This window comes from Cupriavidus sp. 8B (assembly GCF_054589115.1).
The window spans coordinates 1-20391 of sequence record NZ_BAAILO010000623.1; the positions used below are offsets into that span (position 1 = coordinate 1).

Annotated in this window: 14 protein-coding genes and 2 pseudogenes; 9 read left to right on the forward strand and 7 right to left on the reverse strand. The window is 59.2% G+C overall.

Annotated elements, in window-relative coordinates:
- Nucleotides 1–154 precede the first annotated feature (154 nt).
- From ACYP5B_RS51010 to ACYP5B_RS51020, 3 genes and pseudogenes are all read left to right on the forward strand, one after another.
- Complete coding sequence (locus ACYP5B_RS51010; protein ID WP_459575119.1) at nucleotides 155–1324, forward strand: tyrosine-type recombinase/integrase; 1170 nt, start codon at nucleotides 155–157, stop codon at nucleotides 1322–1324.
- 158 nt (nucleotides 1325–1482) lie between these two features.
- Nucleotides 1483–3387 (forward strand): tyrosine-type recombinase/integrase, encoded by a 1905-nt coding sequence (locus ACYP5B_RS51015; RefSeq protein WP_459575120.1) that lies wholly within the window; start codon nucleotides 1483–1485, stop codon nucleotides 3385–3387.
- A 52-nt stretch (nucleotides 3388–3439) separates the two neighbouring features.
- Nucleotides 3440–4123, forward strand: a pseudogene (locus tag ACYP5B_RS51020) (Tn3 family transposase); the annotation flags it as partial.
- A 516-nt stretch (nucleotides 4124–4639) separates the two neighbouring features.
- Here ACYP5B_RS51020 and ACYP5B_RS51025 read toward each other — a convergent pair.
- Nucleotides 4640–5821, reverse strand: a complete 1182-nt coding sequence (locus ACYP5B_RS51025) for a hypothetical protein (RefSeq protein ID WP_459575123.1) — start codon at nucleotides 5819–5821, stop codon at nucleotides 4640–4642.
- A 176-nt stretch (nucleotides 5822–5997) separates the two neighbouring features.
- Between ACYP5B_RS51025 and ACYP5B_RS51030 the strand changes: the two genes are divergently transcribed.
- The 3 genes from ACYP5B_RS51030 to ACYP5B_RS51040 all read left to right on the forward strand — a co-directional run bounded on the left by ACYP5B_RS51030 (nucleotide 5998) and on the right by ACYP5B_RS51040 (nucleotide 8815).
- Nucleotides 5998–6630 (forward strand): hypothetical protein, encoded by a 633-nt coding sequence (locus ACYP5B_RS51030; protein ID WP_459575124.1) that lies wholly within the window; start codon nucleotides 5998–6000, stop codon nucleotides 6628–6630.
- A gap of 358 nt (nucleotides 6631–6988) precedes the next feature.
- Nucleotides 6989–7978: a hypothetical protein gene (locus ACYP5B_RS51035; RefSeq protein WP_459575126.1), complete on the forward strand. Its 990-nt coding sequence runs from the start codon at nucleotides 6989–6991 to the stop codon at nucleotides 7976–7978.
- Between the two features lie 243 nt (nucleotides 7979–8221).
- Entirely contained in the window at nucleotides 8222–8815 is a 594-nt protein-coding gene (locus tag ACYP5B_RS51040) for a hypothetical protein (protein WP_459575127.1), read from the forward strand.
- Between the two features lie 784 nt (nucleotides 8816–9599).
- Here ACYP5B_RS51040 and ACYP5B_RS51045 read toward each other — a convergent pair.
- The 5 genes from ACYP5B_RS51045 to ACYP5B_RS51065 all read right to left on the reverse strand — a co-directional run bounded on the left by ACYP5B_RS51045 (nucleotide 9600) and on the right by ACYP5B_RS51065 (nucleotide 14351).
- On the reverse strand, nucleotides 9600–10013 hold the full coding sequence (locus ACYP5B_RS51045; protein ID WP_459575128.1) for a hypothetical protein: 414 nt from the start codon (nucleotides 10011–10013) through the stop codon (nucleotides 9600–9602).
- Nucleotides 10014–10191: 178 nt separating this feature from the next.
- Entirely contained in the window at nucleotides 10192–11136 is a 945-nt protein-coding gene (locus ACYP5B_RS51050; protein WP_459575129.1) for a hypothetical protein, read from the reverse strand.
- A gap of 443 nt (nucleotides 11137–11579) precedes the next feature.
- Nucleotides 11580–12806: a tetratricopeptide repeat protein gene (locus ACYP5B_RS51055; RefSeq protein WP_459575131.1), complete on the reverse strand. Its 1227-nt coding sequence runs from the start codon at nucleotides 12804–12806 to the stop codon at nucleotides 11580–11582.
- Nucleotides 12807–13303: 497 nt separating this feature from the next.
- Nucleotides 13304–13858 carry a hypothetical protein gene (locus ACYP5B_RS51060; RefSeq protein ID WP_459575133.1) on the reverse strand — a complete coding sequence of 185 codons (555 nt, stop codon included), beginning with the start codon at nucleotides 13856–13858 and terminating at the stop codon, nucleotides 13304–13306.
- Between the two features lie 46 nt (nucleotides 13859–13904).
- A complete protein-coding gene (locus ACYP5B_RS51065; RefSeq protein WP_459575134.1) occupies nucleotides 13905–14351 on the reverse strand; it encodes a hypothetical protein in 447 nt (148 codons plus the stop codon).
- Nucleotides 14352–15263: 912 nt separating this feature from the next.
- On the opposite strand from ACYP5B_RS51065, the gene ACYP5B_RS51070 reads away from it, so the two are divergent.
- From ACYP5B_RS51070 to ACYP5B_RS51080, 3 genes are all read left to right on the forward strand, one after another.
- The gene (locus tag ACYP5B_RS51070; RefSeq protein WP_459575136.1) at nucleotides 15264–16244 is read left to right on the forward strand and encodes a CFI-box-CTERM domain-containing protein; all 981 of its coding nucleotides are present in this window, start codon (nucleotides 15264–15266) and stop codon (nucleotides 16242–16244) included.
- Nucleotides 16245–16305: 61 nt separating this feature from the next.
- The gene (locus tag ACYP5B_RS51075; RefSeq protein WP_459575137.1) at nucleotides 16306–16932 is read left to right on the forward strand and encodes a CFI-box-CTERM domain-containing protein; all 627 of its coding nucleotides are present in this window, start codon (nucleotides 16306–16308) and stop codon (nucleotides 16930–16932) included.
- Nucleotides 16933–17143: 211 nt separating this feature from the next.
- A complete protein-coding gene (locus ACYP5B_RS51080) occupies nucleotides 17144–17602 on the forward strand; it encodes a DUF262 domain-containing protein (protein WP_459575139.1) in 459 nt (152 codons plus the stop codon).
- A gap of 267 nt (nucleotides 17603–17869) precedes the next feature.
- On the opposite strand, the pseudogene ACYP5B_RS51085 reads toward ACYP5B_RS51080, so the two are convergent.
- A pseudogene (locus ACYP5B_RS51085) lies at nucleotides 17870–19395 on the reverse strand (IS3 family transposase).
- Nucleotides 19396–20391 lie beyond the last annotated feature (996 nt).

Sequence of the window (20391 nt, forward strand, 5' to 3'; positions counted from 1 at the left end):
TGGCTGGCAGGCCTGCGCAGGGCGTAGCCCGAAGCGGGCCTGCCAGCCAGTCGACACTACCGACCGACAAACGGCGAACCAGGGGGCTCCTGCGATATGTGCCGATGCCTTGTCCATAGTCGGGAACTAACCAGTGCTTCGAAAGGAGCCTGCCATGGTCGTTCGCAACACCCTTTTGCCAAATGGGCAAAGAAGCGTCTTGCTGCTGGATGACGCTGGCGGACCTGTCCAGGTCGTCAATGACTACCTGCGACACCTTGCGGCGCGAAACTGTTCGCCAAATACGCTGATTGCCTATGCCCACGATCTGCAACACCTGTGGCGCTTCCTCACGCAACAGCGACTGAAGTGGCAAGAGTTTAGGGTGTGGCATACCGTCGAACTTCTTGGTTATCTGAGATCGCTACGGATTCCATTGTCGCCTCGCCGGCGTTCGATCGCCGAGGCGCTGACGATCGACGGAAGGGCAATGGCGCAACTGGCCCCGGCTACTGTCAACCGGATACTTGCAGCCGTCTCGTCGTTCTATGATTTCGCAATTCTCTCGGCCCAACTGGACAGCGCTAACCCGCTTGAGAAGACGCTTGATCACCAACAGCAGCGCGTGACCAGTAGGCATCGACCTTTCATGGACGGCGCGAGCCGTCAAAGGCCGTTGCGCAGGCGGGTGTCCGTAAAGACCGTGGACCGGTTGCCTCGCCCGATGTCCGATGAACAGATCGACGCGCTCTTCGGGGAGCTTCATTGCCAGCGTGACCGGGCAATTCTGCGATTGATGCTGGATGGTGGGTTACGACCAGGAGAGGCGTTGGGCCTGCATTTGGAAGACGTCCGGTACGGCCAGCGTCTCGTCATGGTGCGATATCGCAATGATCATCCGAAGGGCGTACGGGCTAAGTCTCGCTTCGAACGCGTTGTTGATCTGCACGATCCCACCACGCTGGAAATTGTAAACATGTACGTCATGACCGAAAGGCCGAACGACGGAGACAGTCCCTTCGTATTTCTCATCGGTGGCGCCGGGAGACGCCGGCTCGAACCACCCGGCTATCCTGCCTTGTTCAAGCTATTTATCAGGGCCTGTGAGCGAGCCAAAATTCGGGAGCCATGGGTAACGCCGCACAGCCTGCGCCACACCCATGCCACCCGTATGTGGGAGGCGGGGATGCGTGAGCTGACGCTCCAGAAGCGGCTCGGCCATGCATCCCCAGAGTCGACGCGCATCTACACCCGCATCTCCGATCGACAGGTCGTCGCCGATTATCGACAAGCGCTGGGCCTTGATGATGTCGAACCGGTGAGCGGCGTTCCGGTGACCACCTGAGCGATCTAGGATGATCGATGCCGCGACCAACAAACGTTGCAGCGAAACCGCTCGATACACCACATCGAGCTTGTTCGTATTGCTCCGAGTCTGAATATGCAGAGTTTGCCAATGCGCTGCCCGGGTCTCCCACCCGATGCCGCCGCAGGCTTAATGATATGCGCCGCTTCGTACGTCGCTGGCCAGACCTTCGAGCCTGGTTTGCGGAGCCCCTTGCCGTCCGCGTCGGCAGTGTGCCTGCGAGAAGGCAGTATGGGCTTGATGCCGAAATTTCCCACACCGGACGGCCGTTTCTTCTGTTCCTGGGGCTTCGCGGCTTGTTGCAGTTCGACTATCCATGGCTCTTCGCCAGCAGCCCACTGTACGTTCCGGAGATGGCGCGAGAAATGGGGCTGGATCTGGGCATCGACGCCCTTCGGAGTGATGCCCAGCGACTGGGTTTTGGCAAGTTTGGGATCGACGCGACGTTGCGCTGGACCGTGAGCCGGGTGATATTGCACACCGGGTGCATCGACGCCTCCACGTTCGGCGGTGAGCATATGCACGGACTTCGCGCAGGGATCGCGGCGTTCCTTGCCAGTCGCGACCTGCACGAGTTCTATCCGAGCGCCTCAGGCAACTTCGAGGCGTTTCGCAAGAGCTGGACATTGCGTGTGAATCAGCTTGAGTTGCTGCTGTTCCATCGAGGACAACTGGATGCACAGCCGAAGAAGTTCATGCGCAGCATTAAGGAACGAAAGCCCGTTGTGCCGCGCATGCAGGACGTGGTGGACCGCTGGCTCGTGGCGCGTAGCGCGACGGATCGTCCGCTAAGCGTGCAGAAGTTCGAGCTCGCGCTATATCGATTTATGGTGTGGCTGAACAATGAGCGGCCGGCGGTGGGGAGCTTTGCGCAGGTCACGCGAGACGATGTCCTGGAATATCTGGTGGCATTATCGACGCAGCCGAGCCCGCGAACGGGGCAGCCCTTGGGCACACTGGCTCGACGCGCGCATGTTTCCGCGCTGTCACAATTCTTTCGTAACACAGCCGCGTGGGAGTGGGATGACACCCCGGGGCGACCGTTGCTCGGCATCGGGGATCTGCCAAAGATGCCGGTACGAGTGCCACGATTTATTCCAGCAGATGAGCTTGCGCGTCTGATGGTTGCCGTCGGAAATCTGGAGTGTCCGTATCAACGTACTGCGTTGCTCATCGCTCGATGGACCGGGGCTAGAAAGGGAGAGATCCAGCGACTGTCGGTCGATTGCCTTGATAGCTATCCTGACGGCACGGCCCGTCTGCGCCTGCCAGCGGGCAAGACCTTCCGGGAACGCGTCGTGCCGTTGCATGAAGAAGCGGCAATTGAACTGAGGAAGTTGATCGCAGCACGGACTCAGGGACGCGAGCGTGCACTGACCGATGAACTGACGGGAACGCCAACGCGATACGTGTTCATGGCACACGGCAGACTGCTCTCATGCGCATACCTCTTCCAGGCTTCGTTGAAACGCGCCTGCGAAGTCGCCGGCACTGTCGACGAGAATGGGCGTCGGACCATTAGTCCTCATCGCTTCCGTCACACGGTCGGTACGCAACTGGCCGAACGCGGAGCGAAGCTGCATACGATCATGAGCATACTGGGGCATCGCAGTGCATCGATGTCGCTTGTCTATGCACAGATCAGTGATCGCGAGGTGTTGCGCGACTACAAGTCCGTTCTGGAACCCGGGGCGATCCTTGCAGGTCCCGCGGCGGAGCAACTCCGCAGCGGCACCTTGCCAAGGTCTTCGGTAGACTGGCTAAAGTGCAACTTCTTCAAGACCGAACTGGAACTCGGTCATTGCTTGCGCTTACCGGCCGAGGGGCCATGCGAGTGCGATATGTACTTGACGTGCGCGAAGTTCGTGACGACCCCTGCATACATGCCACGACTGAAAGAGCGCCGCAAGCTCGAAATGACGCTGGCTAAGGATGCACAGGCACGCGGTTGGCCCAAGGAACGAGAGCGGCATTTGTCCATCGCCAAACGCATCGCGCGACTTCTGATCGATTTGGGGGAGTCAGGCACGGGCTCAGACTGACGCGGATCCGGTTGGGACGAAACGCGCCTGACTTGAAAAAACGCGACTTGTCCATATAAATACGAACGTGGGCATGGCGCTATCGAAAATGCTCGGCTTTGATCTCTGCCCCCGCTTGCGCAACCTCTCGGAGCGCAAGCTGTATCTACCGCGGGGATGGATGGCCCCGGAAGGCGTCGCCCCAGTTGTCTGCCAGGACATATCGCTCAAGGCAATCCGTGACGGATGGGATGGTTTGCTGCGGCTGGCGGCATCGATCAAATCCGGACGTCTAAGCGCTATTTTCGCGTTGGAGCGATTCGGCAGCGCGGCACACGGTGACCCGATTCATCGCGCGGCCGACCATCTTGGCAAGCTGTTGCGCACGCTTTTCCTGTGTGATTACTTCAGCAATACCGGGTTTCGTCGTGAGCTGCATACACTACTGAACCGGGGCGAATCAGTTCACCAGCTCCAGCGTGCGATATACACCGGTAAGGTCGCGCCGGAGCGCGGACGGCGGCGCGACGAGATGATCGCGATCTCTGGCTCTCTGACGCTGTTGACGAACCTGGTGATCGCGTGGAACACGCAGCGCATGCAGGACACGGTCGAGCATTGGCGGCACAAGGGGCAACAGGTTGACGACGACTGGCTACGCCGTATGGGGCCGGCACATTTTTCCCATGTGAATTTCCGGGGAACGCTAAGCTTTCCGGTCCACCGGTACCAAGAGATGCTGCTCGAAGCGGCACCTTGGAGCGTGCGGCCGGCTCGTAAAGGCGGCCTTCCGGGAGGATGGGATGGAAATCAATACCGAGGCGGCGGACGAAGTGATCCTTGCGATGCTTTATTTGAATCTAACGGCTGCGGACGAGCCATCCATGTAGTGGAGGGTGAAAGCGCCAGATTCTGCATCAAGGGCGTGGCCGCGCGAAAACGGCTACCTCTCAAGCGATTGATTCTAAATGATAATTCCGTGCAAACCGCCAGATTTTGCACCAAAAGTACGATTACCCCGAGGGGGAAGTGTCGGATGGCATTTATCCACCGCGCGCGGGGACAAGCCGGTGGACAAGCCGCGCGGGGGTCGAGTGCCGACGGCTCCTGCGGATTTGACTAAAATTTAAGCAGCGAGGGCGGCCGCGTCCTCCCGCCGGCACGGATTCCCACAGTATGCGGGCTGCGCTGTCAGGCAGCGCCCGTCCCGCGCCTCGGCTACGCCGCCACGTCCTTGAACGACCGAATTCTGCGTACGGTCTCGGACATCGCTCTACCGTCGCGTCAAGTGCCGCGCGACGCGCCCGGCGCCGGGCCTTTCGCAAACCGATGCCCATTCCCGTTCGCTCACGCGCGGAAGCAACGCCTCGCACGGGGACAGCGTGCAATGCAGGCGACCGTCGCGCCAGACCATCTCGCTCGCACGAATCCCGGCCCAGAACAGCGCCAGATCCTTGTCGCCTGTGCACAGCATGAGGCGCTCGCGGGGGAACAATGCGAACATGCCGATCAGCAATTCCAGGGCGCGCAGATCGACCAGCGCGTTGTAGGCATCCCGCTCGCTATAGCTGGTCTTCCACTTCAGCAGGCGCTTGGCCGGGCTCTTGCCATTCGGCACCGCGACCGCGCTGAGCGCCGCGACGACGACCAGCGAGTCGCGGCGCAGGCCACAGTCGGTCGCCGTGGCAAGCACCAGGTCCCACATCTCGGATCGTCTGGCGACGCCGACCGGCACGTTCAGTTGCGGGGCGAGCCGACGCAGGAATTCGTTAGCGCGCGCCATGCCGGCCTGCGTGTCCTGCAGCAGGCCAAGGATGCCAGCGAGACTGTCGGTGCCCGCAGGCACCAGTTCGGCGTCGGGCAGCGCCGCCCGGATCCTGGCGCGCGCTTCCTCGAGTTGCTGCACCACAAGCTCGCGCGTCGGGGCCTGCCCGGTATTGCCTTCGAGCGCGAAGAGCAGAGGATTGATGCGCACGCGCTGCCCAGCGAACAGGTCGAGGAAGTCTTGGTCGGCGGGCTTCGTCTTGCGTCCATCGCGAAAGCGCCCGGCTAATTCGCTGATTGTGCAGCGATCCAGTAGCACGGTCATGTTGGCCCGCAGGGCCAGGCCGGCAGGCAGCCAGCCGCCCGGTACTAGACCAATGGTGCGAACCGAGAACGGGCTTTCGACGGTCATCTGACCGTCTGCCACTGACTCAACGTCGAACCCTGGAATGTTGCTCTGCAGAATCCGGGCATGGCGCCAGTTCAACGGAATCGTCAGCGGCTGGTTAAGCTTCACGTGGGCAAGGTCGGCATAATGGCGCGGCGCAAACTCGACGCCGACAATGGACGCGCCGCGCCCCGTCGCCGTGCCCGATTCGTCATGCTCCTCGTATCGCAGCAGCCAGCCAACGGTGGGGTCGATGTAATCGGCCGCGTCGTTGGGCGCGGTGGCAAACAGAGGACTGTCCATGCGTGGACTCCTGTTCTTGTTCGGGAGGTCAAACCAGACGAGGCGGAGTGCGCCTATCGCCGGCCAGTGCTGGCGAGTACATTCTAATGAACCTCGCCGACAGACGGTGCGTTCTACGTGACGGTGGGTCCGCACTCGAGGACAATAAGCCGTCCCGACTTCCCACGACTGCGCGCATGTTGCCTGTCCCGGTCCACCAGGAATTCCACCTGCTCTCGGCAATACCTACCTGGAGCTGGCAAACATTCTTATCGAAAAGCGGCGCGATGGTGAATGAGCCGTTGCTGCACCTGGCCATGGTACGGGCCACCCAGCTCGGTCCGACGCTTGGTGGCAACGGCTACAAAGCCGCGCATGCGACGGCGTCGGCCGCTTTAACGGTTTGCTTACCGCACGAGGATCGAAAGGGCTGGATTATGAGTCCTGAACTTGGGTTCGTTAAGGACTTCAACAAGACGAGCTTCTCGGGTACTCTCGGCGCGGGCCTGGCACTCTTACAGATGACAGCAGCTGGCTATATCTGGGGCGCACACTGGGAAGACTGCGGTGCGCCGACGACAGGCAAGCGACCAGACTTCGTCTTCTTTCGACCTGACTACTGTGGCAGCGTAGCCATCGTCAAGCCCGACACCATTCGCCGCGGCCCACTCACGCTGGGCCTCGCAAATCGCTTTCAGTCCGCTCATCCGTTGTCCCCGCTTTGCCTAGCATTGTACAAACAGTGTCCTTGCCGGCCGTCGCCAAGGAAATCGGCCATGCGGATGAGGTCGGACGGCCAAATTCGGACGTCCGACCAAGGTGACGGTTGACCGAAACGGACTTGAACGGCCGACCGGAAGCAGGCGAACGTCGCATCCAGCCAGGATCGTTCGCCGTCTACGTCGCCATGACCTGCGAGCAGGCTGCTCCGCTCACTCTGCGGTCATCCATGTTCGGCCGAAGTTGCTCCATTTTCGGTTTGTCGAGGTCCATTGCTGCCGTCCGTAGTAGCGAGATCGACATCGTTGCTCAAGCTTTGGAAAATCGCGCCGTTAGCACCGGCACGCAAGTTTTTATGAATCAGTCATGCAACGGTCGTTACTTGACAGGCATAATTGAAATGCTATTTAACAGAAACCTAAATTGAAGAATGGCGAGATGACGTCTTCACGCAGTGTAGCAACAGTCATGACCGCAAGCCTGGCTCGAGGTCCGGTTGCAGAGCCGCCGATAACGAGTAAGCAATTCTTGGACTCGTTTCTCGAATATGGTTGCTGGCTCCGACCGCTCGCAGCTTGGACTCATTTGCAGGCTTTTGAGCGTGAAAACGCACGCGAACTCGAGTCACTAGCGTCGCTTGGATCGTTTTATCAGTTGGCGGGGCAAGTCGTCGAAGACGCCCTCACGATGTTGGTCGCGTGGTCAATCTGGGGTACAGATAAGCAGCAGAGTCTTGCTGATATCGTCGAAAGACTTCAACTGCGCTTGTCTGTATCCTCTAAGTCCCCAATCGGTCCTGGCTATGTAGAAAGCATTCAACAAAAGATATTGAAAAGTAGCAAGCGCGTCGACGTCCATCCGAGAGAGTATTTGAGCGAACTCTTGACGCGAAGAGATGAGTTCCTTCCCGGATCTTTCGGGATCGCGTGGAAGCGCAATCCAAGCGTTAAATTAATTCCAAGGGATGTCCTGCCGCTGTGGCAAAACCTCGCTCGTTTTATAAAAGAAGGAGTCACTCCACTCTTGGATCCACGCGGGTCACTTTTAGCTGCTTGTTACAACAAAATAAAGCATGGTCCACAGATAATCGTCTGCGATCCGTTCGAGATTGCAAAGATCCGCGGGCTTGCAGCCGATCCGAAAGATTTAATGCTAAATAACTTGTCGATTCGACTTTTGCTGAGAGGGAGCCGCGTGCAAGAGACTAACGAAGAACTAGAGGAGGCTGAACGTATTTCTCCTTTCATTTTCGATGATGCAGATAATATGCGGCGATGGTTCTTCCAGCAGATCATTCATACCACCAGCCTCCTGCACTCATTGGGGACTTTTGTATTTAATACCAGTTACATCGACTCCAAACGACCGCTGTCCGTCTCAAGAACTGAGATTGTCGAAATAATCCAAAGTCAAGGTGACCACCTCAAGCGAACTTTCGGGGTTAACAAGCTATTTTAACCTATTAGGTAGACTAGTTCATCAAGTTGCCTCGGTCGGTGCAATTAACCTCTCGCTTGTTTTGACGGAATTCTCGCGTCATGGCGAGAGAAAATCGAACGGACTGCCACACGAACGCTGGCATAACACCGTCGACAATACACGTCGCAAGACGTCGCAGTTCGACGGTCGGATAGTCTCGCTTGTTGAACAGGCCTGCGGAAGATTGGCCGCAACCTGCTCCTTTTCCAACAGGTGGAGGGAATGCTCAAGTTCGTCGTGGCCAATGGGGCGGCCGAAGGCTATAGGGGCGAACTGCGGAAGCTACAGGAGGAGAAGCGCGCCGCCGTCAGCAAAAAGACGATGGGACAACTGATAGGCGACTTCGTCAACGGGCACCTCGGACCTGAAAGCTCAGGGCGAGAAGCGCCAACAGAACTTCGTGAAGTGTGGTTCTCCTTTCGCTTCAACGTGGAAGCGGGCGAGCCATTTTATGAGCAACGCAGGGCAGGGCTTGCTGACATCGTTGCGGAGCGGAACGAGCTGATTCATCACCTCCTCCCGAGATGGGACATAAAATCTCGGGATAGAACTCGCGAGGTTGCGGACTACCTTGACCAGCAACGCGAAAAGACACTCGCAGAACTCGAGGTGCTCAGAGGCATGGTCAAGGTCTTCGAAGATGGGCGTCGTGCCCAAGCAGAATTCGTGGCGTCGGAGGAAGGCTTGAGGGAGCTCAAGCTTGTCTTGCTCCAAAGCAGCAGACTCGTTAGTTTGCTGGTTGGGGTAATCGTCCTTTCCGTGAAAGTTGATACGGTTGAAGGGAAAATATTCCGTTGTATCACTGACTTGCGATAGTCCCGGAGTGGTATTTTTCCTATGCCGTAAGTCGTTGGTGGCATTGGAGATTTCGCATCTCAGCGTATCAATCTGCACTGAAAGCACGATCCCCCGGACTGGGATGGTTGGAGGAGTAGGGCGGAGCGGTTTCAACCTGGGCATAGCCGACGCCGGAATGACGAGGTGGCGGTGTGGGCGAGTGGCTCCTCATAGCCGGTCATGGCCGGTCTCGGTCGGGTGTCCACTGCGCAGGCGGCGGGCGGCCCCTCGAGCCATCCGAATTTTGGGATCCATACGCAATAGCGGGAGTTGAAGACCCGGCAAAGGCGAGGCCGAGCGCATTGCGAGGGAAGGACGGGTTGCAACGGAGAATTCACGAGCCTCCCTCGCTCCGCCCGTAGGGCTACAGGTGGTCGTACTCAAGTCGATATAGTCCTCGTAGAGGTCGCGGTAGAAGCACGCTCAAATTTCCTGCCGGCGCTCGGGGGGAAGTGGTGTCCGTTGGCTGTCGCAATCAATTGCGGTAGAAGTCGGTCGAACGGCGCATCTTGATCCGGGCACAGCTTCCCGGCTAGCGCCTTGGCTTTCTCTTCCGAAATTGTTTCGGAGTCACCGCCGTACAGGTAGCTGATCATGTAGCCGTCCAGCGCCTAAGGCAACCAGCTCCGTTCTGCCTTGTCACCGCCCGGCCGCTCGGTTCCATGCTCCGCACGCAGCACGTTCACCATCTGCATGACGCGACGCAAGTCCGGGTCTTTGGCTGAGTCCAACTAACCGGTTTTTGACCGCATTGTCAAACATCTCACCGCTCGCAGTTTTCCCGGTAATACTGGCCGAACATGGTCATGCCATTGAACTCGACATCCCCGTGTGACATTGCCACGAAGCGTTCATACTTAGGATGACCCCACTTATCGGTGTAGTTGACCGAACCACACAGCGCATTGTATTTGCCTCGGTATACCACCGGAAACGTGGCCGAGTCGTTCTTGACGTAGGGGGCGATCATCTTGAGCACGTCTGTTTTCATGGGTGGGCAGAATATCCTGTCGCCGCAGTCTTCTGCACCCGCTGGCCCCCGCAAGGCTGGGAGCGACTCCGTGGCACGGCTATCACTGTGCTGGGTCGGGTCGAAGGCCAGAAAAACAAACGTACCCATGATCACCCCGGCGAGGGGGACGTAAACCAGCACCCTGAGCGGGTTCATTGTTGGCATGATGTTCTCCCGGAGCGGTCATCTGGCGCAATCAATTGCGCTGAGATTCGGACTACTACACCCCGGCAAATGGGAGGGCTCCGACCTCCGAGCGGATTGCGCATCGGCATCCACGGCTCGCTGCGCCAAACGATGCCAAGGTCCGCAAGGTTCCTATAGCTCGCGCCGCGCAATGGTATTAGCCTTCTACCACTTTATCGATGTCGCACCGCCCCTTCGCCGTCTGGCTGTGGATGAATCCCATGTCGAAGTTGCGGAATATCCTTGTTTTCCCAGCCTCGATGCGCTCATAGATTGTTCGGGTGTTTTGGTCAATCTTCGTCAGACTTGGGCCGTAAAGCTCGCAGGTGACGGTGATGTCCTTGATTGCCCACGGGAGGTCGTTTTTGATCGTGAAATCCACCTGCAGGACGGTGTCAAACGCGACCTTTCTGTACGTTTTTTTGACAATCGAGACGAAGTCCTTCGGACGTGTCCGTTGGCGCTCCAGCAAGCTGGCCGCAGCCCTCCGCTGGAAATCCTCCCTTACGAGACGATCTGCCTTTTCCACAACTGCTTTGTCAGTTGGATCAAGTTCGGCCAGCTGCCGGTATACGATGACCTCGCGCTCACGGCTAAGGTTGCCGCGCGCCGCCTCAGTCCTCAATTCGGCGATCTCCACGACGCGCTTGCGTTCCTCCTCTACGGCTCGGCTCGCCATCAGCGCGGCATACCCGGCTGGATCCAGCTCTTTCAATTCGGGCTCGTATTCCTGTGAATTCGCAGTCTTGAGCTCGGTCAGGTAGGCTGAGGGATCGGTCGCGCGAAGCGCGACTAGGCGACTTTGCTTTTCCGCTGCCGCGCGTTCCGCCTGTTCCTGTCGTAACCATGGTTGCGTGGTAATGACCGCCAAAGACGCAACCGCAAACATGGCCGTGACGGTCTTCCAGTGGTTACCGAGCCACGAGTGCATGAGGGACCGAAAAATTAAGGCGACGGCTGTGATGGCGACCAGAAGCAGATAGATCGGGTTTACCTGCGCCAAGATCTTGTAGAGGACAAACCAGATCCAGATAACGGCAACGACAAGCGGCACCCCCTTAAGAACCCGGTGAGTTGACTGTGTTCCGCTTGAATCAGTCATCTTCTCCATGTGTCCCCCCCGGTCCACAATACGGTGTGTGACGTAGCGATGCAGGTGCGTACATCACCATTGTCAGATGCGGAACACATGGGATGCAATCATCCAGACGGCCGATAAGCTGCCTGCCGTAGGAATGGTGGCGTCTCTGGGGGGGGCGCATCAGAGGGGGCGGTGCGATCAGCCAGCCGGCGTTGAATGCGCTATTGCAGCCACGCGGCTGAGGACAACGTTGTCCTCAATTGAATGCGGAATTGTAGCGCTTCAGTTGCTCCCAAACGAACCCAATGGGCGCTGGGCTCTTGGGGCTACCCGGACAAGATAGGCCTCAACAAGCCTTATAGGCGGCGTGAGGCCGTCGAGGCTTGGTGCGATCCGGTCGTAAGCGATTGGATACAAACCGCACCCCGCGGCCGCGGTGAGCTGGCTTGCTGAGGGGCGTGCAGTTAGTTTTTCTCACGCGCTGCAAAAAACTGCTCGTACTTTCTTGTTCGCTCCAACTCTGCCGGACTCATATAGCGCTCAATCTCTCTCTGCCACGCGCGAGCGACGCCAAAGCCAGCCAACTCGGCATCGAACGCCGTGGAGTGAGCCACTGAGTACTCCCGTCCCTTGCGGAAACACTCGACCTTGATCTGATATGCCGCCAGGAGCAATGCCCGATATCGTCCAGGATTCCCAGATCGGACAGGCATGGCACACACGGGAGGCCCGAAAACACCTTGTGCCCACATAGCAGGCAGAAGGTAAGGGCCCACGCCGATAGGAATGATCTGTTCGCGGTACACCGCGCCCTGGATGTCCGACGCCGGCGCGCCCATTCCTGCGTAATAGGCGGCGGCTAGTCCGATATAGGTATACGTCGGATCCAAGAACTTTTCCTCTTTGGCTCGCTGAGCCAGATCCGTCCAGATCTTAACGGCCGCCTCTGCGTCCCCCGGCTGACGTGACGCCTTCGAGAACATAAGCCAGGCGCGAAACTCGTCGGACTTGTCCCCAGGATACTTTTCGAGCAGGGCGATCGCTTTGCTTTCGTCGGCCGGACCGCCAAATCCCCAGAAATAGTATTCCGCGAGAGTGGCCGCTACGTCTGCTAGATAGGTTTGATGTTCTCGGTCCGGATGCTCCAGCGCCGATTCAAGCGTGATCCGAGCCAGCGCTGGATTGTCCGGGAAATTCGGCGTGCCTTTCTCGTAGAGCAGAGCGAGTCGATGCTGCCCAAAGATACTATTGCTCTTTTTAAACGCTTCTTCCGCCAGATCGCCTCGCCGACCGCCGTCCTTCGACGTGTAGTACATGCCAATGTCAAAATACGCATCGTTGACACCCTTGGCCGCCGCTTGCTCGAGCAACGCGAGACCAGTCTTGGCATCCTTCGCCACAATATTGCCGTCAACGAGCAGTCTTCCGTGCTGGAAGTACGCCATCGCGTAGTCGTGGGATTCGGCCTCCTTGTACAACGTCAGGCCTTTCTCGACATCCTTGGGGACACCCCTACCGTTGAGATACATGTCCCCTAGGTAGTACAGGACAGCTCCGTTCCCATGGCTCCCCTCGAACGCAATTCTTGCCGCTCGATAATCCTTCTTCTTGTAGGCCTCGATGCCCTCATCCACCTTGGATTGGCACCCGGAGATGAGCGCTACAATGACAATAAGCCCTAGTACTCGCATGGCTTTCCTCTTAATACCCTTGTTATGCCTGGGCGCTTTGTTGAGGCCGACACCTCACTTTATCGCGGGCATTGACGTAGCCACACAGCGCTCGCTCTCCCTTGACGACAGACCCATAAAAGACTTTTCGGAACTGCGCGGCGCGTGGTGGCGTCGACTGTGAGATCGGGGCGGTGACCGGGGGCGCGCCGGTTGCCCGCACCAGCGAGTACAGCCCGACCCCACTTAATGCCACTACCATTCCTACAACTGTCGCTACCTGAGGACATTGTTGCTATCCACACCGTAGCGAAATCCGCCAGATGGATGATCCATCTCACGTGGCGTTGCAAATATGGCAGACAAATAAGGGCCGGGCGATGCGGCCACCCAACTAAGGGAGGGTATGGACATCTCGCCACGGACGCCTATAAAGGAAGCCCTAAGCCCCATCTGATTCCTGTCTGCAGGGAAAGGGGACACTGGTCGGCACACTGTGTTCAATCGGCATGCACAAGTCACCGAGAGCTCCCGCCCCCCTGAGCCAAATCGTCGATGTACCAACGTCGATGGAACTTGTGAACGTCTTCCATCTGTTTGCTCACCACACCAAGCCAGCCACCGGTCCAAGTCCCGAATGCTGGCGAACCGTCTAGGTTGACAACATGCTCAGGCATCGTCCGGATCGTGTAGATCGGGTTTTGCTCGCCAAATTCCACGCCAAGTGTGTGGAAGTAGGCGCCATCCAGTTCAAACTTCTCGACGCCCCCGTGTGCAAGCCTAATGGTCTTGAAACTGCGATCTTTCACTGCGGCCGCAAACTGAAGTAGTACACGCGTGACATCGGCCGCCGACTTGTCACCACGGACTTCGCGCAGATCGAACTCGATTTCCGACGGGTTGACTAGGTATTGATAGTGGACGCGCACCGAGATCCCCTCATTCCTGCCGTCTATGCTCATGGCGCTAGAAAGCGGGCGAGCCAGCGTGAAATAGTTCGCGGTCACCACCAACACGGCAACCCCAGCGACAGCCGCAACAATCGACAGTAGCTTCTTATCTTTGGTTTGCATTTGGTGCTCGGTGCAATAGGGAGACATGGGGTATGACTGCAATGCGTTAGAGGCCTGCCTGCTCCTTCGCCTTCATATCCTTCACGCATTGCGAGAAGTTCGTGAACTCATAGTTAAGTGTCACTTGGACTTGGTCCCGCTGATCTGCCTTTGTGCTGATGGCGATTGACTCGATGTCAGCGGGCAGCTTTGCACCTGAAGATCGGAGCCAATAGTAGGCATAGACCCGCTCTTGTTTGCGTAGCGCGGTCACCCACTCCTGTGGCTCCTTCCAGATTGACCCGGCCATCAGAAAATCACTCTTCTTTGGCTTGCCGTAACGCGCCTCGAGTTCATTGGCAAGGGTGTCTATGCGTTGCCTCGCCGCGAAGCCACCGGAGTCCGTCTGCAGATTGGTTACGATGCCGGCAACCTTGCAAAGGCCAGGGCTCCCAAATACCAGCCCATACCCTTCGAACAACGGATATGGCTTCGGAACAGTTTCCAGAATCATGCTGTCGTCCGCTTCCTGCAAGACACTCAGGGCAGCACGTACTTCTGCCTTGGTTAGCCCCATCCGGAGGCCAAATGGACCGTCCCATGACGGCTGAGTCGCTTGCCTCACTTGCCCCGGAGATTGGATCGCGGGCGAGGTTTGTGCGCCCTCCGCAGTCCGGGGCGGGGCCGTAGAACTGGCCGCAGCAATTGTTTCCCGTTGATGGCAGCCGAGGACGGCTAGTGAGAGACAGAAGGCCGTAGCAATTGATTTCATGCGGAGCTCCGTGCGGTGGTGGCCGTCAGTGCGAGCTTCCGACTGGCATGCGAGAGCACCCGCAAGCAGAACTGACCTCATAACCCCCTCCCCGATCTTTGTCTTGTTTTCCCGGAAGCCTAGTCGCAAGAAGGCTTCTCGTCATATCAGCCAAATGGCTTACCCCTGTCTCCCCCCTGAATGATGCCCTTGAAAGTCGAACCCCAGTGTTGTTACGGTCACGGCGCGATGGAAGCAACCCGTTGAGAGCCTACCCGGAAATCGACAAGCATTCCACGTCGTCAATGCGGAGATGCTTACAGTCGCCCCGTTCGCCGACGGTGGGCATGGCTGCATTTTTCTTGTTGTTCGTCACCCACCTTCTCAAATCCGTTGATGCGCGCAATAGCCTTGCATCCGCTAGCTCGGGGGAGATGACGAACGGTAGCTAATGGTCCTTGCCCCAAAACGGAGGGTATGCAGCCAGCGGGCGCCCCGTTAGAATGTTCGGCTTCAACCCTTGCCAACTTTCGTTGGCAAAAGCGAGCGCCTGGTGTTTGCCTACCATGGATTCACGGCCGCGCCCTTAGGGTGCTCCCATTGCCGTCCTTTCCCTGTCTACAAGACGTCGTTAGTGGATGAGGCGTTCGCGCACCGAGCTTTGGGGCGTGTCTGATGGCCTACTACGGATACGGAAGGGGCCGGCGCAGCCGCTATCGGGGATGGAGCGGGCGCTCGGTCGGGCCCCCGAAGTATCAAGAGCTGGCCAGGCTCTTCGGGGCCGCAGTGGGCTCGATACGCGGCGCATTCCTAACGCTCGACGAGGAGGCCGTCGACGAGCTGCTATTTGATTACGGCGAGATTCACGGCGACGCCGCGGAGCGCTACGCGCGCAAGGCCTACCCAAAATGGCGCAGCGGCGAGACGGGGCTCTCAGGCCAGACCATGGAGCGCCTGGTCTCCCTGGTCCCGCCCTATCTCTCCCCTGAGCAGCGCTTCGAGATCATGCGAGCGGTAGTTGAGAAGCACCGCCCAGGAACGCCCTACCTCAGTGTTCACGTCGACCCCAAGAAGCCCGAGGAGGGGTTCGCGAAGATCGACGCCGCCCTCGACGCGATGCGCAAGGAGGACCTGCTCGCCCACGTCCCGGAGAACGTCCTCTCCGCCGCCAACTGGCTCTGCGATAACGACATGACTGCAGCCCGAGCCCTGCTCGCGGCCTCCGAGGGCAAGGAGAATGAGACCCTCAGGACGAGCGCGATCCGGGAGGTCGCGCTCCTCAAGCGGACGATTCGCGCCGGCCAGGTCCAGCGGGCCTCATACTCCGTCCGGATGCCGGCTGGAAACCTCTCAGTGTCCGTCCACAAGACGTCGAGCTGCTTTGTTGCCACCGCCTGCTTCGGCGCCGAGGCGCAGGAGACCGAGACGTTCCGTCGATGGCGCGACAGCGCGCTCATCGGGTCGGAGCCGGGCAGGCGCTTCATTGCGTGGTATTACCGCAACGGTCCAGCCCTGGCCCGCCTCGCCGAGGCCATGCCAGGCGGGCTCCCGGTCGTCCGCTGGTTGCTGCGCCGCTTCGCGGGCCACCTCGAGCGGCGGGAGGCCCGCGGCGCTGGCCGCGCGGCTGCCCGCTGTGGAAGAATGCGGGGGGAATAGCGAGCGCGGCACGAGATTCAGCGCCACTAGGGCGCCAGGCTGGGCAACGGGAGAAAGACCCATGGCAGAAGAACGGAAGCAAAATCAGGGTGGCGGCAATGGCCAGATCGTGTCGACCGGGCCTGGCGACTCGCGGGTGGTGCAACTGCGCGATGGAGGGCTGCAGCCGGGGCAATTGATCGACGTGGCCCTCTCCAACCTGACCCAAAGCCAGGCGCAAGCTCTGATGGGGAAGGCTGCCGACGCGGCCCTTCAGCTCGAGGTGAAGGCCCGCGAACAGAACCTGGACTATGTCGCGGGGAAGAAGGCGCTCGAAGACCACATCGAGGCTTTCGACATGCTCGACAAGCGCGGCCATCTGACCCGGCAGAACGTGACGTCGGACATCAAGACCGGCGCAGGCAACATGCGGGTGGAGAGCAAGTCGGGCGCGACCTGCTTCGTCGCCACGGCCGCATACGGCGGCGCCGACCACCCGGATGTGCGGTTCTTGCGGGCGTTCCGCGATGGCTGGCTGCAGCATCGCAAATTCGGCCGGGCCTTCATCGAATGGTATTGGCGGGTCGGGCCGAAGCTGGCGCGGGTCGTTGCCTCGCGCGAGCAGCTGCGGCGCGCGTCGCGGGCGGCCTTGCGCCTGCTCGTGCGCGGGCTGCGCTTGTGCTGGCGGGATCCAGCCAGCCGCGGCTGACTCCGGCGAGGGCATTCAACTATCGCCCACCCCATGGCAAGGCCCGAAATCTCTTCACTGGGTCGCGCTGCTGCACTCAAGTGCAAACAGGCTGATTGGCCGTTTGCCGACCACACATCGCTTGGTTGCCGCCCCAACCAACAGCGCAACAGGGCTGGCTCAACCTGACTCGAGGAGCCGCGACTCAAACCACTGACTCTGAAGGGGAACTATGAAGATATCCGCGATTCTTGAAAAGAATGATGAGAAGCAGCTTTTTGTTCCCGCATTTCAGCGCGAATATGTTTGGAAGCGCGACGATGCCAAGCAGCTAATTGATTCACTGATCAAAGAATACCCAACGGGGACAATGCTTACATGGGAAACCGACAAGCCGCCAGAACTGAAGGGGACGCATAGATACCATGAGAAGCAGGGTGCGGTTCGTATCCTATTGGATGGCCAGCAGGGTGTGACAACGCTTTACATGTTGATCAAGGGCGAAATTCCGCCCTACTACACGCACACCGAAATTATGAATGACACCCGCGGACTACATGTGAATCTGGAGTCCCTGGAGCTCTCCTACTACATGAAGACGCGGATGGAGAATAATCCGCTCTGGCAAAACATTACCGATGTGTTTCAGCGAAAGATTCGTGCAAGGGATGTCATTAGATCTCTAGTCTAGTCTAGCGGAGCGTGGCGAAACCGTGTCGCGCGAACGAGAGGACAAGATCGACGACAACACGCGTGCAATCGAAAATATTCTTTCTCGTGAGTTCCCTGAGCAAACAATTCCCGTTAGGGCTAGCGTTCGTGAGGCGATCGATATCTTCTATAAGGTAAATGCTAGCGGAGTCGCTCTTACGGACGCCGAACTGGCCCTTGCACAGATTTCCGGATATTGGCCACAGGCGCGCGACCGCGGCGCGCGTCAAGGTAGATGTCGCCTCATTCATGCAGCCAAACGCTGGTTTTCGGCGCCCGGCTTGATACTGGTGGGCACGGCAATCTCGCGCTCCGGATTGAGCGTGACCGTGTCGATTGGCGACCAGTCTCGAGTCTGGCGTGACCAGCGACGCGGGTTGCGCTCACGGGCCTGGGCGTACAGCTCATGGCGCGCGGCGAGAATCGTGTCATCTTGTCCGGCGTGGCGCTGTGCCGGGCTCACATAGCGGATGCCGCTGTGCCGATGCTCATGGTTGTACCAGTGCACGAATTGCGCCGCCCAGGTGCGCGCCGCAGTCAGATCCGCGAAGCCCGTAAAGGGGAACTCCGGTCGGTACTTGGCGGTGCGGAAGAGGCTCTCCACGAAGGCATTATCGTCACTCACTCGTGGACGCGAATACGAAGGCTTGACGCCCAGCCAGTGCAACATCGCCAGCACCGTGGTGGCCTTGAGCGTGGCGCCGTTGTCACCATGCAGCACCGGCTTGGCCGCCATGGCGTGAATACCCTCGGCCAGCGCCGTGCGCTTGACCAGATGCGCCGCGTGGTTGGCGTCGTCCCGATCGTGGACCTCGAAGCCCACGATCTTGCGACTGTACACGTCCAGGATGAGGTACAGATAAAATCAGCGCCCGGCGACCTCGGCCGGCAAATAGGTCATGTCCCAGCACCACAGTTGGCGTGGCCCCGTGGCCACGTGCGTGGTGGGTGGGCGGCTTTGGCGCGGTGCCTTGGCGCGTCCTCGATGTCGGGTCTGCCCATGGGCGCGCAGCACCCGACCGAAGCTCGATTCGCTGGCCAGGTAGACACCCTCATCGGCCAACATGGGCACGATGCGCGCCGGCGGCATGTCGGCGAAGCGCGGCTCGTTGGCAACAGCCAGAATGCGTTCGCGCTCCTCGTTGCTCAGCGCATGCGCGGGCGTGGGCCGCTCGGCCCCGGGGCGGCGGTCGCCGACCACCAAGCCATCGTGGGCCTTCCAGCGTTGCAGCGTGCGCACGGTTATGCCAGCTACCTCGCAGGCCAGGCGCAGGCGAGCACCGCCTGCGTGAGCGGTTTCGATATGGCGGACCATCGTTTGGCGATCTTCCAGGCCGATCATGCGTCCTCGTCCTTGTCCTTCGGGAAGATCCCCTCGAGCTTTTTTGAGAGTATCAACAGGGCGGCGGCTTCGGCCAGGGCCTTCTCCTTGCGGCGCAGCTCGCGCTCGAGTTCCTTGATGCGGCGCCGATCGGCCTTTGTCTCACGATGGGTGGCGCGCGCATCCTCGGGCTCAGCCAGCGCCTGCGTGGCGGCAGTGCGCCACTGCTCCAACTCCTGCGGATACACACCGTTCTCACGGCACCAGGCGTTCTTGCTGGCCTCGTCCATCGCAGCCGTCGCCAGCACCGCCTCAAACCGGGCCGACGCTGTCCATGCCCGCTCGCGAGCGGGCATGGACATAGCGTCCACACGCCAGCGCTCAAGCGTGGCCACTGCCACACCCAATTCCCTTGAAACCACTTCCACCGCCGCACTCTCTGGCGGTAACAACCGTGCTACCGCCCGGTCCTAGCGGGTAAGAGAGCAACGTCTCCGCTGCTCCCTCCCCAAAGAACCGCACAAGCGACTTTCACCGCATACGGCTCAAGCACAGCTAAAGCATCAACTTGGTGATGCCGGGCTTGTCGTCCTGCACAGACCCTTCGCATTCGTCATATCGTTGGTCCATCCCATCCCATCGCTGAGATGAGGGCGCTGAACTGCCATGAGGCAGCCTCTCCCAAGCTTCCCCCACGTCGAACCTCAGATACTGGTTTGCGACAGCCACACTTCGCGGAAGTCTGCACCCTTTCAGGTCGGGGCAAAGTTTGAACCCCTATGCAGGCCATTACAGCATGCCTTTCGCTTTCTCCGCGTTCTCTTACCCGCTCCCCCATCAGCTTCCCTTGCGGGGCACCTGCTACGGATCCGATTTACCGAATCCGTGGCGGGAAATCGGGCTTACCACGTTCCCATCCCTACCGACTCGCATTACTCCGCGAGCCTATCCATTTAGCACCCGTCTATTCTCCGATGGCACCTCGACGACGTATTCCCAAATTCAAGGGGAACAACCGGCCACCCACCATTTTGGTTAGAGCCTAACAGCAGCTTTGGCTCTTTGGACATCACGAAGATTCTGACGACGGTTCACTTACGTTGTGCTTGTGGAACTTGCCTAGCCTTCACACCGCGCGGCTGCTGGCAGTGTCAGTCATCCTTGTCACCAAGGAAACCGTCATCCGAGAAGTACATTGTCCCCAAAGCTTCATACCCGATGGTTACCCGTCGCGCATGTCTGGGTAGGCAACTACTGGTCGTACAGCAGGTCACGGCGTCATTCTCATACCGCGAATAACTGTGACAAGGCAAGAATGAGCTTTGCCACCCTCTACTACATACCGCTTGACGCGCGGCGGACGACGACACGTGTCGCACTGAATTCTTGTCCGTAACGAGCCACTTCTATCTCTTATCGCCCCCAGGGTTCAAATTCTAACGAGGCGA